The organism is Streptomyces phaeochromogenes (genome assembly GCF_001418655.1).
In the GTDB taxonomy this organism is placed as follows: Bacteria; Actinomycetota; Actinomycetes; order Streptomycetales; family Streptomycetaceae; genus Streptomyces; species Streptomyces phaeochromogenes.
Genome location: NZ_LIQZ01000078.1, coordinates 1 through 13434 on the forward strand (window position 1 = coordinate 1; position 13434 = coordinate 13434).

Below are 13434 nucleotides of genomic sequence, written 5' to 3' on the forward strand. Positions count from 1 at the left end.
CGCCGGCGCCGCCCCCGACCCCCGTCGGATCTCGTGGCCCGGCAGGCCCGCGCGGCCCAGCACCCAGCTGGCCCCCCGGAGGGACTTGGCGGCCTGCTTGAGGGGCGCCAGACACGCGGCGGCCTCGCGGTGGTCGGTGACGCTGCCAGGGGCGCACAGCACGGTGGCGAGGGACAGCGTGACGGCGAGCCCGCCCGCCGACCAGGGTGTGTCGAGCACCGACGTGGCCAGCGGATCGAGCCACTCCGGATCCGCCAGGACCAGGAAGTCGTCACCGCCGATGTGGCCCACGCGCGTGGCCCCGGACGCGGCTGCCTGCAGCGCCCGCCCCACCGCCCGGATCAGCTCGTCGCCGGCCGCGAACCCCGCACCGTCGTTGACCCGCTTGAAACCGTCGACGTCCAGCCAACTGAGCGTGAACACCCGCCCGTCCGCGATCCACCGGTCCGCCTCACCGGTGATCGCGTCCGAACCGGGCAGCCGCGTCAACGGATTGAGCGCGGCGGCCTCCTCGACACGGCTCTCCGCCAGCGCCCGTACGAGATCCGCCAGCCGTACGACGCCCACGCACCGCCCGAGCCGGTCGACGACCGCGACATCGTCCGACGTACGGTCCCGCGCCCCGTCCGCCACCACGTCGAGAACCTCCCACGCGGTCGCGTCGACCCCGACCGTGCGCGGCGGGTCACCCAGCCTCGCGGCGGGCCGGTCGGCGTACAGGGCGTGCCCGTAGCGCCCCGACAGCGACAGCAGGAACCGCGACCGGTGCACCGACCGCACCGGCACCCCGGCGGCGTCCACGAGCACCACCCCGGAGACGTCCGGCGACCCGGTGAGCAGCGCCCGCACCTGCCCCGCGGACGCCCCGGCGGGCAGCAGCGCGGCAGGCCGGACGAACTGTCGTACGGGCGGCCCGTAGGGCGGCGCTGCCGCGGCCACGGGAGGGAGGACCGGAACGTACACATCCGCCGCGGGCCGCCGTGCCGGAGGCGCGAACAACTCGCCCTGTGCCAGCTGCGCGCCCGCGGACACCGCCGCCGCGCACTGCGACTCGGTCTCCACGCCCTCGACGGACAGCAGTGCCCCGAGCTGCTCGCACAGCGTGCGCATCGCCCGCACCACCGCCGGCCTGGACAGCAGGGACGCGTCCAGCTTCACCAGGTCGGGCGCGAGATCCGCGAGCACCCGCAGGGGTACGTCACCGTCACCGATGCCGTCCGCGCAGATCCGGAAGCCCTGGTCCCGCAGCACCGACACCGCTTCGACGAGCGCCTGGTGCGGTACGTGGGTGAAGGGCGGGCCGATGTCGACCGTCACCTCCCACGGCATGCGCCCGGCCTCCCGCACCTCGTCACGGAGCGCGGCGAGCCCTCCGAGATCGGCGAGGGTTCCGGCGAACACGTTGACGTGCAGCGGCAGCAGCGTCTCCTGACGGGCCGCCGCCCGCATCGCCAACGCGGCCAGCCGGCCGTCGAGTTCGGGATCCCGGCGCGCCTGCGCGAGGATGTCACCGGACTCCGGACGGGCGAGTATCTCCAGCGCCGTGACCCCTCCGGTCGTCAGATTGACGACCGGCTGGAAGGCGAAGCGGACAGTATCCGTCCAGGAGGGCACGGAAGCATAGTGACGCGATCCGCGTACGCCCAGGCGCAGTTCACGAGCTGTTCACGCACGATTCCGGGCCGATCACACAGCGTGCGAACGACCCGTGCCGGGCACGCCAGGCACGCCAGGCCTCCTCACCTGACGGCGATCACGGACGACCCGTGCCCGAACAACCCCTGGTTCGCGGTGATCCCCACCCGCGCACCCGCGACCTGCCGGTCACCCGCCGTTCCCCGCAACTGCCAGGTGAGCTCGCAGACCTGGGCGATGGCCTGCGCCGGAACGGCCTCTCCGAAGGAGGCGAGTCCGCCGCTGGCGTTCACCGGTATTCGTCCTCCCGACGCCGTCGCGCCCTCCCGCAGCAGCTTGGCCGCCTCGCCCTCGCCGCACAGCCCCAGGTCCTCGTACCACTGCAACTCCAGGGCCGTGGACAGGTCGTAGACCTCCGCCAGCGAGAGGTCCTCGGGGCCGATGCCCGCCTCCTCGTACGCGGCCCGCGCGATCGACGAGCGGAACGTGTCGGCCGCCGGCTCCGCCGCGACCGCGGAGTCCGTCGCGATGTCGGGAAGGTCGAGCACGGTGTTGGGATAGCGCGGCGTCACCGTGGACACCGCGCGGATCCGCACCGGGTCCGCCGCCCCGTGACGGCGTGCGAATTCCATGCTGGACAGCACGAGTGCCGCCGCCCCGTCAGAGGTCGCGCAGATGTCGAGCAGCCGCAGCGGATCGGCCACGACGGCCGAGGCAGCGACCTCCTCGGCGGTGACCCGTTTGCGGTAGCGGGCGTTGGGATTCAGCGCCCCCAGAGCCGCGTTCTTCACCTTGACCTGCGCGAAGTCCTCCAGCGTGTCCCCGTGGACGGCCATCCGCCGCCGCGCGTACAGCCCGAAGTACGTCGGATTCGTCGCCCCCAGGACCCGGAACCGCAGCCAGTCCGGATCGTCGGCCCGGTCCCCGCCCGCAGGCCGGAAGAACCCCTTCGGCGCGGCGTCCGCGCCGACCACCAGGACCACGTCCGCGAGGCCCGAAAGGATCTGCGCCCGCGCGGTGTTGACGGCCTGTGCCCCCGACGCGCACGCCGCGTACACGCTCGCGACCCGGGCGCCCTGCCAGCCCAGTGCCTTGGCGAACGTCGCCCCTGCCACATACCCCGGGTATCCGCCACGGACCGTGTCCGCGCCGACGATCGAGCCGACGTCCCGCCAGTCGACCCCCGCATCGGCGAGCGCCGCGCGCGCGGCCACCGTCCCGTACTCCACGAAGCCGCGCCCCCACTTGCCCCAGGGGTGCATGCCCGCGCCGAGCACCGCCACTTCACCCGTCATGCCGTCACCCCCGTCGGCCGCCAGTGCCACGTCGTCCAGGTCGTCTCCGCGTCCTCGTTCAGCACGCCCGGGACGACCTCCACCTCCATACCCACCGTCAGGTCGGCGACGGTGACCCCGGGAACGGTCTGTCCGAGCACCACGAGCCGTTCGGATTCCAGTTCCACAGCGATCAACGCGTACGGCTGCCATTCGAGTTCCGGGTCGGACACATACGGTGAGGGCGGCCGGTACCGGCTGTCCGTGTACGACCACACTCGGCCGCGACGGGACAGTGGGATTTCCTCCAGATCGCCGCCGGGGCAACCCGGATTGCGGCAGAAGGCGTCCTCACGGGGGAAGAACACCGACGTGCAGGCCGAACAGCGCGTGCCGAGGAGCCGGAACTCCTCTCCCTCGCCGGTGAACCAGCCGGTGACCACGGGTGTACGGGTGCGCGACAAGATCCCTCCACGACACTGGATCCCACTGGATCTGACGGAACGTCAGAAGTGTGCCACGGGCGCCGTCGATTGGGCAGGGCGTCGGAGTGCCTCACGAAGTACAAGACGGGTCGTCACAGGAGAACCGATCAGGCCTCCTGAGCGTCGGAGTATCGGTAGGGACGGCCGGGGCCCACGGGGGTGGTTCCGGCCGTCCCTCATTCCTGAGCCATGCGAGTCGCCTTCCGCCCCGGCCGTACCCGCTCACCCGATCGGGCGCGGACTGTATCCGATCTCTTCCCCCGGGGAACCTGCACCTGATAGATGCAGGGAACATGACACGACTCTCCATGGCGGTACGCAGCCTCGTCACCGTCCTCGCCGCCCTGCTGGCCGTCACCGCGGCCTCCGCGACGGCACGCGCCACGACCGAGCCGAAGGCCCCCGCCGACTTCGTGGCCCTGAGATCCGTGGACCCCACGATCATCCAGGAGATCCGCTACTTCACCCCGCACAACTTCGTGGGCGAGCGCATCGACGGCTACCGGCAGCCCCTCTGCATCCTCACCAGGCCCGCCGCCGAAGCCCTCCACCAGGCCCAGCAGCGACTGCTCGGGCAGGGCTACACGCTGAAGGTGTACGACTGCTACCGGCCCCAGCGGTCCGTGGACCACTTCGTCCGCTGGGCCAAGGACCTCGAAGACCAGGCCATGAAGGCCGAGTTCTACCCGAACGTCGACAAGACCCGTCTGTTCGAGGACGGTTACATCGCGGAGAAGTCCGGCCACAGCCGCGGCTCGACCATGGACCTCACCATCGTGAAGCTCCCGGCGCTGCCGACTCGCCCGTACATCCCCGGAGAGCCCCTCGTGCCCTGCTTCGCACCCCAGGGCGAGCGTTTCCCGGACAACTCCGTGGACATGGGCACCGGTTACGACTGCTTCGACACCCTGTCGCACACCCTCGACCCGCGCATCCAGGGACAGCAGCGCGCCAACAGGCTGCTCCTGAAGGACACCCTCGAAGGCCTCGGTTTCGTGAACCTGGCCGAGGAATGGTGGCACTTCACCTACAAGCCCGAGCTGTACCCCGACACCTATTTCGACTTCCCGGTGTCGACGAAGTCCCTCATCCAGTCTCACTGAGGCGGCCCGCGCAGCCGTCCTTGTGATGATCGGATACAGTCCCGGGCGTGTCTCCAACCCAGATCCCGTCCGCCAACTCCGCGCCGGACTCCCACTGTTCGAGCTGCGGCACGCCCTACGGAGAGGGCGTTTCCGGCTGGCCCCGTACCTGCTCCTCCTGCCGCACCGTGGCCTACCGCAACCCGATTCCGGTCGCGGTGGCCCTGCAACCCGTGTACGACACCAAGGGTGCGGCCCTGGTCGTCATCACCCGGACCATCGCTCCCGCGCGCGGGGGTATCGCCCTGCCCGGAGGGTTCATCGACCAACGGGAGGACTGGCGGCAGGCCGTCGTCCGTGAGCTCAAGGAGGAGACGGGCATCGCCGCGGCCGGCCGCGACGTACGGCTCGTCGACGCCCTGAGCTCCCCCGACGGGCACCTGCTGCTCTTCGGAGCACTGCCGGAGCGTCCGGTGGCCGATCTGCCCCCGTCCGTCGCGACCGACGAGACCGAGGGCTGGCAACTGCTCCGCAGAGCGACCGAACTCGCCTTCCCGCTGCATACCCGGGCGGCGAAGGCGTGGTTCGAGGGCCGGTACGTCTGAGAGTTCGTCACGCGTCCCCGGCGGGGCCACGCCCGACTCGGGCGTGACCCCGCCGGGGACTGTGGGCCCCCTTCAGGGGCGTGTCACAACGCTCCCAGCCCCCGCATACGAACGGGCAGTGACGGCTCACTGCGGCCGTCCTCCCCGTACCGCTCGACGATCACCCGCTTCCCCTTACGACGCGTCACATAGCGCTCGATCTCCGGCTCGTCCCAGCCGTCGCCCGAGTCCGCCACCACCAGCCCGCCCCCGGTCCGTCCGCGGGCGGGCGCCCACACCTCCAGCTCCAGACCGCCGTCCTCACCACGCACCGGCAGGACCGCCCCCGCACGGGCCAGGACCGGAATCCGCGACAAGGGGGCGTCGATCAGCACCTGCGCGGGCCCTTCGTACGCCTCCTCGGTCACCGTGTCGTACCAGCGCCCCCGCGGCAGCTGCACCGCACGCCGATCGGCGCCCGGGTCCAGCACCGGCGCCACCAGAAGACAGTCACCGAGCAGGAACGCGTCCTCACAGTCCCGCAGCGCCCTGTCCTCCGGCGCGCCCCACCACACCGGCCGCACATAGGGCGCACCCGTACGACGGGCCAGATGCGCCAGCGTCATGAAGTACGGCAGCAGCCGCCGCCGTTCGACGAGCGCCACGCGCGCGTGCCCGAGAACGTCCTCACCGAACTCCCACGGCTCCCTGCGCCCCGCCCGCAGACTCGCGTGCGTACGGAACAGGGGCAGGTACGCCCCCAACTGGAACCACCGCAGATACAGCTCGGGGGAGGGGCTCCCGTCGAAGCCGCCCACATCGGGACCCGAATACGGCACACCGCACAACCCGAGGCCCATCACCAGCGACAGGGACGCCCGCAGACCGGGCCACCCCGTGGCCACGTCCCCGGACCAGGTCCCTCCGTAGCGCTGCATTCCGGCCCACCCGGAGCGCGAGAACAGGAACGGCCGCTCCTGGGGCGCCAGTTCGCGCAAGCCCTCGTAGCCGGCTTGCGCCATGCCGAGCGCGTACACGTTGTGCGCCTCACGATGGTCACCGCCGCGACCCTCCAGGTCGTGCCGCGCCGAACGGGGCAGCGTCGACTCCCCGAAGGCGGCGAACGACACCGGCTCGTTCATGTCGTGCCAGAAACCCGCGAACCCCTGGGAGAGCCGCTCCTTGTAGAGACCGCCCCACCACCGGCGCGTACCCGCGCGCGTGAAGTCCGGATAGACCACCTCACCCGGCCAGACCACACCACGCACCGGCTGCCCGGCGGCATCCCGCACGAAGGCCTCCTCGGCGGACCCGCTGTCGTACACGGTGCTACCGGGCTCGGCCTTCACCGCCGGATCCACGATCGACACCAGCCGGATCCCGTCCCGGCGCAGTTCCTCGGCGAGCACCGGCAGCTTCGGGAAGCGGTCCCGGTCGACCGTGAACACCTGATGCGCGTCGAAGTGGTCGATGTCGAGGTGCACGGCCTCCAGCGGCAGCCCACGCTCGTGATAGCCGCCCACGATCCGCCGCACCTCCTCCTCGCTCCCGAAGCCCCACCGCGCGTGATGGTGCCCCAGGGCCCAGGCCGGCGGCAGCGCGGCGGCTCCGGTCAGGGACGCCCAGGCGTGCAGCACGCGCGCGGGGTTGCCCACCATCACCCAGCAGCGCAGCGGCCCGCCGTCCATCCGGAGTTCGCTCGACCCGGCCCGGTCGTGCCCGGACCCGGCACCCTCCTCGCCCTCGCGCAGCGTCACACCGCCGTCCCACGTGTTGTCGTGGAACACCAGGTGGGTGGCCGCGTCGGCCACCACCATCTGCACCGGCATGGTGATGTACAGCGGATCGTCGCCGGGCCCGAAAGCGTGCCCCGGATCGGTGTTCCACAGCCGATACGTTCCGTCGCGCAGCCGGGGCCCCGACGCGCGCCCGCCCAGTCCGAAGAACCGCGCGTCCGCGGCCACTTCGGACCGCTGCATCCAGCGCGCCTGCCCACCGCCCACCGGCTCCCACCACCGCGGCGGCAGATCCCGCCGTAGGGTCACCCCACCCGGCGTACGCACCTCCACGGCGCCGTGCCGCGAGACCACGACGGTCATCCGCTCCGACACGACCCGCCACGCGCCGTCCTTGTCCGGCTCCAGCAGGGCCCGGGGGTCCGGTTCGGGAGAGGGGCCCGCGAGCGCGTACGACGGCTCCGGGCCCGCCCCGTCCCAGCCCCAGAAGACGGCTCCGCCGGTCGTGACGGTGATCCGCAGCTCCGACCGGGTGAACCGGACGACCCCGCCACCGGGACCCGGCTCCACGCTCAGTACGGGCCCGGGAACCCGCGCACGTTCGGCGCCCCGCGGCGGCAGCCCCGAGGCGTCGGCACGCCTCCTCCGCCACGCGGCCCGCACGGTACGCAGCCCCTGGGCCGATCCCACCGAACCGACCGCCTTCATCGAACGCACCAGGTCACGACCGTCCATGCTGCTCAGCCTGCCACTCGAAACGGCCGATGAGTGAGTCGTTCAACTTCCGTTCACCCGTGGCAGGACCACATCTTCACGAGCCGGACTATGTGGGGCCCGCCCTGGTGCGGAAGTCGATCACATGGCATCGTCCGTGGGAGCCGCGTGACGCGCACACCCCAGCCCGTGCGCGGTACACGCACACGACGCGCACAGTCCGGGAGCCGCCCCATGACCTCAGCGAACCCCTCGCCGCTCTGGCAACCCGACCCGGGCCGCATCGCCCAGGCACAGATCACCCGATTCCAGGCCTGGGCGGCCGAACACCACGGAGCCCCCGCCGAGGGTGGCTACGCCGCTCTGCACCGCTGGTCCGTGGACGAACTGGCCACGTTCTGGAAAGCCGTCACCGAGTGGTTCGACGTACGGTTTTCGACCCCCTACGCGCGCGTGCTGGGCGACCGCTCGATGCCGGGCGCACAGTGGTTCCCCGGAGCCACCCTCAACTACGCCGAGCACGCCCTGCGAGCGGCCGACACCCGAGCGGACGAACCGGCCCTCCTTCATGTCGACGAAACCCACGAACCGACCCCGGTCAGCTGGTCCGAACTGCGCCGCCAGGTCGGCTCCCTGGCCGCCGAACTCCGAGCCCTCGGCGTACGCCCGGGGGACCGCGTCAGCGGCTACCTCCCGAACGTGCCCCAGGCCGTGGTCGCCCTCCTCGCCACCGCTGCCGTCGGCGGCGTCTGGACGTCCTGCGCCCCCGACTTCGGCGCCCGCAGCGTCCTCGACCGCTTCCAGCAGGTCGAACCCGTCGTACTGTTCACCGTCGACGGCTACCGCTACGGCGGCAAGGAGCACGACCGCCGCGACACCGTCGCCGAACTGCGCCGCGAACTGCCCACCCTGCGCGCCGTCGTCCACATCCCGCTGCTCGGCACCGAGGCCCCCGAGGGTGCCCTGGAATGGTCGGCCCTCACATCGGCCGACGTAACGCCCGTCTACGAAGAGGTCCCTTTCGACCACCCCCTGTGGGTGCTCTACTCCTCCGGCACGACCGGCCTCCCCAAGGCCATCGTCCAGTCCCAGGGCGGCATCCTCGTCGAGCACCTCAAACAGCTCGGCCTCCACTGCGACCTGGGCCCCGAGGACCGCTTCTTCTGGTACACGTCCACCGGCTGGATGATGTGGAACTTCCTCGTCTCCGGCCTCCTGACGGGCACGACGATCGTCCTGTACGACGGCAGCCCCGGCTTCCCGGACACAGCCGCCCAGTGGCGCATCGCCGAACGCACCGGCGCCACCCTCTTCGGCACGTCGGCGGCATACGTCATGGCCTGCCGGAAGGCCGGCGTCCACCCCTCCCGCGACTTCGACCTCTCCCGCGTCCAGTGCGTCGCCACCACCGGCTCGCCCCTGCCGCCCGACGGATTCCGCTGGCTGCACGACGAGGTGCGCGACGACCTGTGGATCGCCTCGGTCAGCGGCGGCACCGACGTGTGCTCCTGCTTCGCCGGAGCCGTCCCCACCCTCCCGGTCTACGTCGGCGAACTCCAGGCACCCGGCCTCGGCACCGACCTCCAGTCCTGGGACCCGAGCGGCGAACCCCTCATCGACGAGGTCGGCGAACTCGTCGTCACCAACCCCATGCCGTCCATGCCCATCCGCTTCTGGAACGACCCCGACGGCAGCCGCTACCACGACAGCTACTTCGACACGTACCCCGGAGTGTGGCGCCACGGCGACTGGATCACCCTCACCTCACGCGGCTCCGTCGTCATCCACGGCCGCTCCGACTCCACCCTCAACCGCCAGGGCGTCCGCATGGGTTCGGCCGACATCTACGAAGCCGTCGAGCGGCTCCCCGAGATCCGCGAGTCCCTCGTCATCGGCATCGAACAGCCCGATGGCGGCTACTGGATGCCCCTCTTCGTCCACCTCGCTCCAGGAGCCGTGCTCGACGACGCCCTCCTGAGCCGCATCAAGCAGACGATCCGCGAGCAACTCTCACCTCGCCACATCCCCGACGAGGTCATCGAGGTACCCGGAGTCCCGCACACCCTCACCGGCAAGCGCATCGAGGTCCCGGTCAAACGCCTCCTCCAGGGCACCCCCTTGGAGAAGGCGGTCAACCCCGGCTCCATCGACAACCTCGACCTGCTCGGCTTCTACGAGGAACTGGCCCGCAAGCGCGCCTGACCAACCCCGTAATTCAGCGTCGCCTCGGGCGTGCTCCCCCCACGTCCGAGGGACGTTGTCAGTGCTGCCGGTTACTGTGAGTGAGCATTGATCGACTGCACGCAGGGGGAAAAATGGCACACACCCAGCACCAGACCATGCGACGCGTCCTGCGCCGCGAAATCGCCGGAACCATCGGGCTGTTGACCGACGAGCAGGACTTCACCGCGATGCGGCGGCGCTACCGCACCTTCACCTTCGACAGCCACGCGAGCTATCTCCAGCAGGTGGAAGCCCTGCTCCGAACCCTCGCCTCCCAGGGCGGCCACACCACGGTGGCACTCTTCGACCCCGAGGAGTACGCGGAATTCTGCGCCGAGCACGGCCTGGAACCCGACACACCGTCCAGCCGCACCCGCTTCACCGCGGAACTCGCCGCGACGGGCGCGACCGTTCCGTACGAGGGCCAGCCCCTCGACCACCTCGTCCCGAACCTCATCGACGAAGCCGTCCGCCAGGCCACTTGGGAGTACGCGACGACGCTGCTGTCCCGCATCGGCACCTGCGCGTCCTGCGGCGAGGACATCGGCCGAGTCGCCTTCGTGCGCGCCTCCGACCTGCTCGTCCGCATCCTCGACGCCTCGGGCCCGGGCGAACGCCACCTCGTGTGCAGCGTCTCCACGGAGCCCGAAACACTCGTAGCGGTCCTCCGTGCCGACGACGACCAGTACGGAACACCCCACCTGGACGAGGCCGAGGCACTCGAGTTCACCACCGTCCTCGCACTGGGCATCGCGACCCAGAGCCCCGGTGGCCTGGTCATGCGCGCCGGCACCCCCGACTCGACCGACCGTGTCTACGGCTGGCGCCTGCGCGGCGAAGGCCTGGAACCACTCACCGCAGGCGAGGTCTTCGACGCCTACTGCACCGACGTCGAATCCGGCGACCTCGTCTCCCCGGAGTCGGGCGTCGACTACTGCGCACCACCGGACCTGGGAGAGGACGGGCCTACGACACGGCACACGCACTGAACACACGAGGGGCGCCCCACCCTCAGGCGGAGCGCCTCTCGACCACGGTGCACGGCACCGGCGACTACTCGCCGGACAGCACCGCCTGGGCCGCCGTGCGCGCCTCCTCGGCGCTGTCGCAGGCACGCGCTGCCGCTGCCGCACGCTCGCACTGCGCCAGCGTGTACTTGGCCAGCGTCGCGCGTACATAAGGAATCGACGCGGCACCCATGGAGAGCGAGGTGACACCCAGACCGGTCAGCACACACGCGAGCAGCGGGTCCGAAGCGGCCTCGCCGCAGACACCACAGCTCTTGCCCTCGGCCTTGGCCGCCTCGGCGGACAGCGCGACCAGGTCGAGCAGCGCGGGCTGCCACGGATCCTGCAGCCGGGACACGGCACCCACCTGGCGGTCGGCGGCGAAGGTGTACTGCGCGAGGTCGTTGGTCCCCAGCGACAGGAACTCGACCTCCTGCAGGATCGACCGCGCCCGCAGAGCGGCCGACGGAATCTCGACCATGGCACCGAACTTCGCCTGCAGCCCCGCCTCACGGCACGCGTCGGCGAACGCCTTGGCGTCGGCACGGTCCGCGACCATCGGCGCCATCACGTCGAGGTAGACCGGCAGCCCCTCGGAAGCCTTCGCGAGCGCCGTCAGCTGCGTCCGCAGTACATCGGGGTGATCGAGCAGCGAGCGCAGTCCGCGCACACCCAGCGCCGGGTTCGGCTCGTCGGCCGGCGTCAGGAAGTCGAGCGGCTTGTCGGCGCCCGCGTCGAGCACCCGCACCACGACCCGCCCCTCGGGGAAGGCCTCCAGCACCTTGCGATACGCCTCGACCTGCTTCTCCTCGGACGGCGCGTTCTTGCTGTCGTCGAGGAAGAGGAACTCGGTACGGAACAGACCTACGCCCTCGGCACCGGCCTCGACCGCCGCGGGAACGTCCGCGGGACCACCGACATTGGCCAGCAGCGGCACCTTGTGCCCGTCCGAGGTGGCACCGGGCCCGGTCGTAGCGGCCAGCGCGGCCTTGCGCGCAGCAGCCGCGGCCTCCATCTCGGCCTTCTTCTCCGCACTCGGATTCACGAAGATCTCACCGGTACTGCCGTCCACGGCGACCAACGTGCCCTCGGCAAGCTCACCCGCACCCGGCAGCGCCACCACGGCGGGAACACCGAGCGCCCGAGCCAGGATCGCGCTGTGGCTGGTCGGCCCACCCTCCTCGGTGACGAAACCGAGGACCAGCGTCGGGTCCAGCAGAGCGGTGTCGGCGGGCGCCAGGTCACGAGCGATGAGGACGTACGGCTCGTCGCTGTCCGGCACACCCGGCATCGGCACACCGAGGAGCCGGGCGACGATACGGTTCCGCACGTCGTCGAGGTCCGCCACACGACCGGCGAGGTACTCACCGGCATTCGCCAGCAGCGCGCGATACGAGGCGAACGCGTCGTACACCCCGCGCTCCGCCGTGCTCCCGACCGCGATACGCCGCTCGACATCGGCCATGAGCTCCGGGTCCTGGGCCATCATGGCCTGGGCCTCGAGAACAGCCTGGGCTTCGCCGCCCGCCAGATTGCCGCGCGCCATCAGGTCGGCCGCAACGGCTTCGACGGCCTTGCGGGCGCGCCCCTGTTCGCGCTCCGCGTCCTCCGTCGGTATCTGCTTGGCAGGCGGCTCCAGCACCGCCGTCCCCATGTGCCGAACCTCGCCGATCGCCACACCGTGGCTCACGCCGACGCCTCGCAGCGTTGTCTCCATGTCACCCGTCTCCGATAGAGCGGCGGGTCCCGCCGCCGCGATGGTTGTCGTGCCTGCTGCTCATGACGGCAGGGAAGTCAGTGCCAGCTGAAGAGAACGTCGCCGGCCTTCACATCTCCGTCGACGCTGACATCGGAGAGGGACTCAGCCGTGGCTTCGAGTGCCACGATGGGGCAGATGGGGGACTTGCCGGCGGCCTCGACCGCAGCCGGGTCCCAGCGCACCACGGACTGGCCGCGCTGCACGGTGTCGCCCTTGTTGACGAGCAGCTCGAAGCCCTCGCCGTTGAGCTGAACGGTGTCGATACCGAGGTGCGTCAGTACTCCGTGCCCCTCGTCGTCGACCACGACGAAGGCGTGAGGGTGGAGAGAGACAACAACGCCGTCGATGGGGGCGACGGCCGCCGAGGCCTCCCGGACGGGGTCGATCGCGGTGCCGGGGCCCACCATGGCTCCGGAGAAGACCGGATCAGGTACAGCTGTGAGTCCGATGGTGCGTCCTGCAAGAGGGGACGTCACGGTGGTCATGGGAAGCCTCCCAGGGGCGGAGATTCAGATGGGCCGTCGCTGCCTGTCCTGGACGGCGCACTGCTCAGCAGCGTAAGTCATATGAAGTGCCGGTTCCGCACGAGAGGACCCGGTTGGCGAACGTGGAGCACAGCACAAACGATTTGCACGCGCTCCGAGGCCGCATGTAGAGTCGTACACCTGCTTGAGGCCGAGTGACGCGACCAAGCGTCCTTGCCTGGCAGCATCCAACTTGTCGGATCCTATCTCGGGGTCTGGTTCTGCATGTCCGCAGGACCGTGGTCAGAGAGACGGAAAATCACTGATAGAGTTTGGAACACCGAAGGGAAGCGCCCAGAGGAAAGCCACGAGAGATTTTCTCGGGTGAGTACGAAGGAAGCGTCCGTTCCTTGAGAACTCAACAGCGTGCCAAAAATCAACGCCAGATATGTTGATACCCCGTCCACCGCA

11 protein-coding genes are annotated in these 13434 nt (G+C 70.6%); 4 read left to right on the forward strand and 7 right to left on the reverse strand.

Annotated features, from left to right (window positions below):
• From AOK17_RS11450 to AOK17_RS11460, 3 genes are all read right to left on the reverse strand, one after another.
• On the reverse strand, window positions 1–1614 hold a 1614-nt coding region (locus AOK17_RS11450; RefSeq protein ID WP_055612293.1), incomplete at its 3' end, for a GGDEF domain-containing protein.
• A gap of 125 nt (window positions 1615–1739) precedes the next feature.
• Window positions 1740–2930: a lipid-transfer protein gene (locus AOK17_RS11455; protein WP_055612302.1), complete on the reverse strand. Its 1191-nt coding sequence runs from the start codon at window positions 2928–2930 to the stop codon at window positions 1740–1742.
• Window positions 2927–3352 (reverse strand): Zn-ribbon domain-containing OB-fold protein, encoded by a 426-nt coding sequence (locus AOK17_RS11460; protein WP_055612294.1) that lies wholly within the window; start codon window positions 3350–3352, stop codon window positions 2927–2929. Before AOK17_RS11460 ends, AOK17_RS11455 begins: the two co-directional genes overlap by 4 nt.
• A 335-nt stretch (window positions 3353–3687) precedes the next feature.
• Here AOK17_RS11460 and AOK17_RS11465 point away from each other — a divergent pair, with 335 nt between their 5' ends.
• Window positions 3688–4497 carry a M15 family metallopeptidase gene (locus tag AOK17_RS11465; RefSeq protein ID WP_055612295.1) on the forward strand — a complete coding sequence of 270 codons (810 nt, stop codon included), beginning with the start codon at window positions 3688–3690 and terminating at the stop codon, window positions 4495–4497.
• A 47-nt stretch (window positions 4498–4544) separates the two neighbouring features.
• The gene (locus tag AOK17_RS11470; protein WP_055612296.1) at window positions 4545–5081 is read left to right on the forward strand and encodes an NUDIX domain-containing protein; all 537 of its coding nucleotides are present in this window, start codon (window positions 4545–4547) and stop codon (window positions 5079–5081) included.
• An 83-nt stretch (window positions 5082–5164) separates the two neighbouring features.
• Here the strand turns inward: AOK17_RS11470 and AOK17_RS11475 are convergent, their stop codons facing one another.
• Window positions 5165–7531 (reverse strand): glycoside hydrolase family 31 protein, encoded by a 2367-nt coding sequence (locus AOK17_RS11475; protein WP_055612297.1) that lies wholly within the window; start codon window positions 7529–7531, stop codon window positions 5165–5167.
• 213 nt (window positions 7532–7744) lie between these two features.
• Here AOK17_RS11475 and AOK17_RS11480 point away from each other — a divergent pair, with 213 nt between their 5' ends.
• Together AOK17_RS11480 and AOK17_RS11485 are read left to right on the forward strand one after the other, a co-directional pair.
• Window positions 7745–9712 (forward strand): acetoacetate--CoA ligase, encoded by a 1968-nt coding sequence (locus tag AOK17_RS11480; protein ID WP_055612298.1) that lies wholly within the window; start codon window positions 7745–7747, stop codon window positions 9710–9712.
• A 113-nt stretch (window positions 9713–9825) separates the two neighbouring features.
• A complete protein-coding gene (locus AOK17_RS11485; RefSeq protein ID WP_055612299.1) occupies window positions 9826–10722 on the forward strand; it encodes a hypothetical protein in 897 nt (298 codons plus the stop codon).
• Between the two features lie 64 nt (window positions 10723–10786).
• Here AOK17_RS11485 and ptsP read toward each other — a convergent pair whose 3' ends face one another.
• The 3 genes from ptsP to AOK17_RS51585 form a co-directional block, all read right to left on the reverse strand.
• Complete coding sequence (ptsP, locus tag AOK17_RS11490; RefSeq protein WP_055612300.1) at window positions 10787–12457, reverse strand: phosphoenolpyruvate--protein phosphotransferase; 1671 nt, start codon at window positions 12455–12457, stop codon at window positions 10787–10789.
• 77 nt (window positions 12458–12534) lie between these two features.
• On the reverse strand, window positions 12535–12984 hold the full coding sequence (locus AOK17_RS11495) for a PTS sugar transporter subunit IIA (RefSeq protein WP_055612301.1): 450 nt from the start codon (window positions 12982–12984) through the stop codon (window positions 12535–12537).
• Between the two features lie 242 nt (window positions 12985–13226).
• The coding region (locus AOK17_RS51585; protein WP_206190732.1) for a hypothetical protein at window positions 13227–13434 on the reverse strand (208 nt) is incomplete at its 5' end.

Bases quoted from the DNA above. Each gene is read 5' to 3' on its own strand.
- AOK17_RS11495 (WP_055612301.1), bottom strand. From the start codon at position 12,984: ATGACCACCGTGACGTCCCCTCTTGCAGGACGCACCATCGGACTCACA.
- AOK17_RS11480 (WP_055612298.1), top strand. From the start codon at position 7,745: ATGACCTCAGCGAACCCCTCGCCGCTCTGGCAACCCGACCCGGGCCGC.
- AOK17_RS11455 (WP_055612302.1), bottom strand. From the start codon at position 2,930: ATGACGGGTGAAGTGGCGGTGCTCGGCGCGGGCATGCACCCCTGGGGC.
- AOK17_RS11475 (WP_055612297.1), bottom strand. From the start codon at position 7,531: ATGGACGGTCGTGACCTGGTGCGTTCGATGAAGGCGGTCGGTTCGGTG.
- AOK17_RS11465 (WP_055612295.1), top strand. From the start codon at position 3,688: ATGACACGACTCTCCATGGCGGTACGCAGCCTCGTCACCGTCCTCGCC.
- ptsP (WP_055612300.1), bottom strand. From the start codon at position 12,457: ATGGAGACAACGCTGCGAGGCGTCGGCGTGAGCCACGGTGTGGCGATC.
- AOK17_RS11485 (WP_055612299.1), top strand. From the start codon at position 9,826: ATGGCACACACCCAGCACCAGACCATGCGACGCGTCCTGCGCCGCGAA.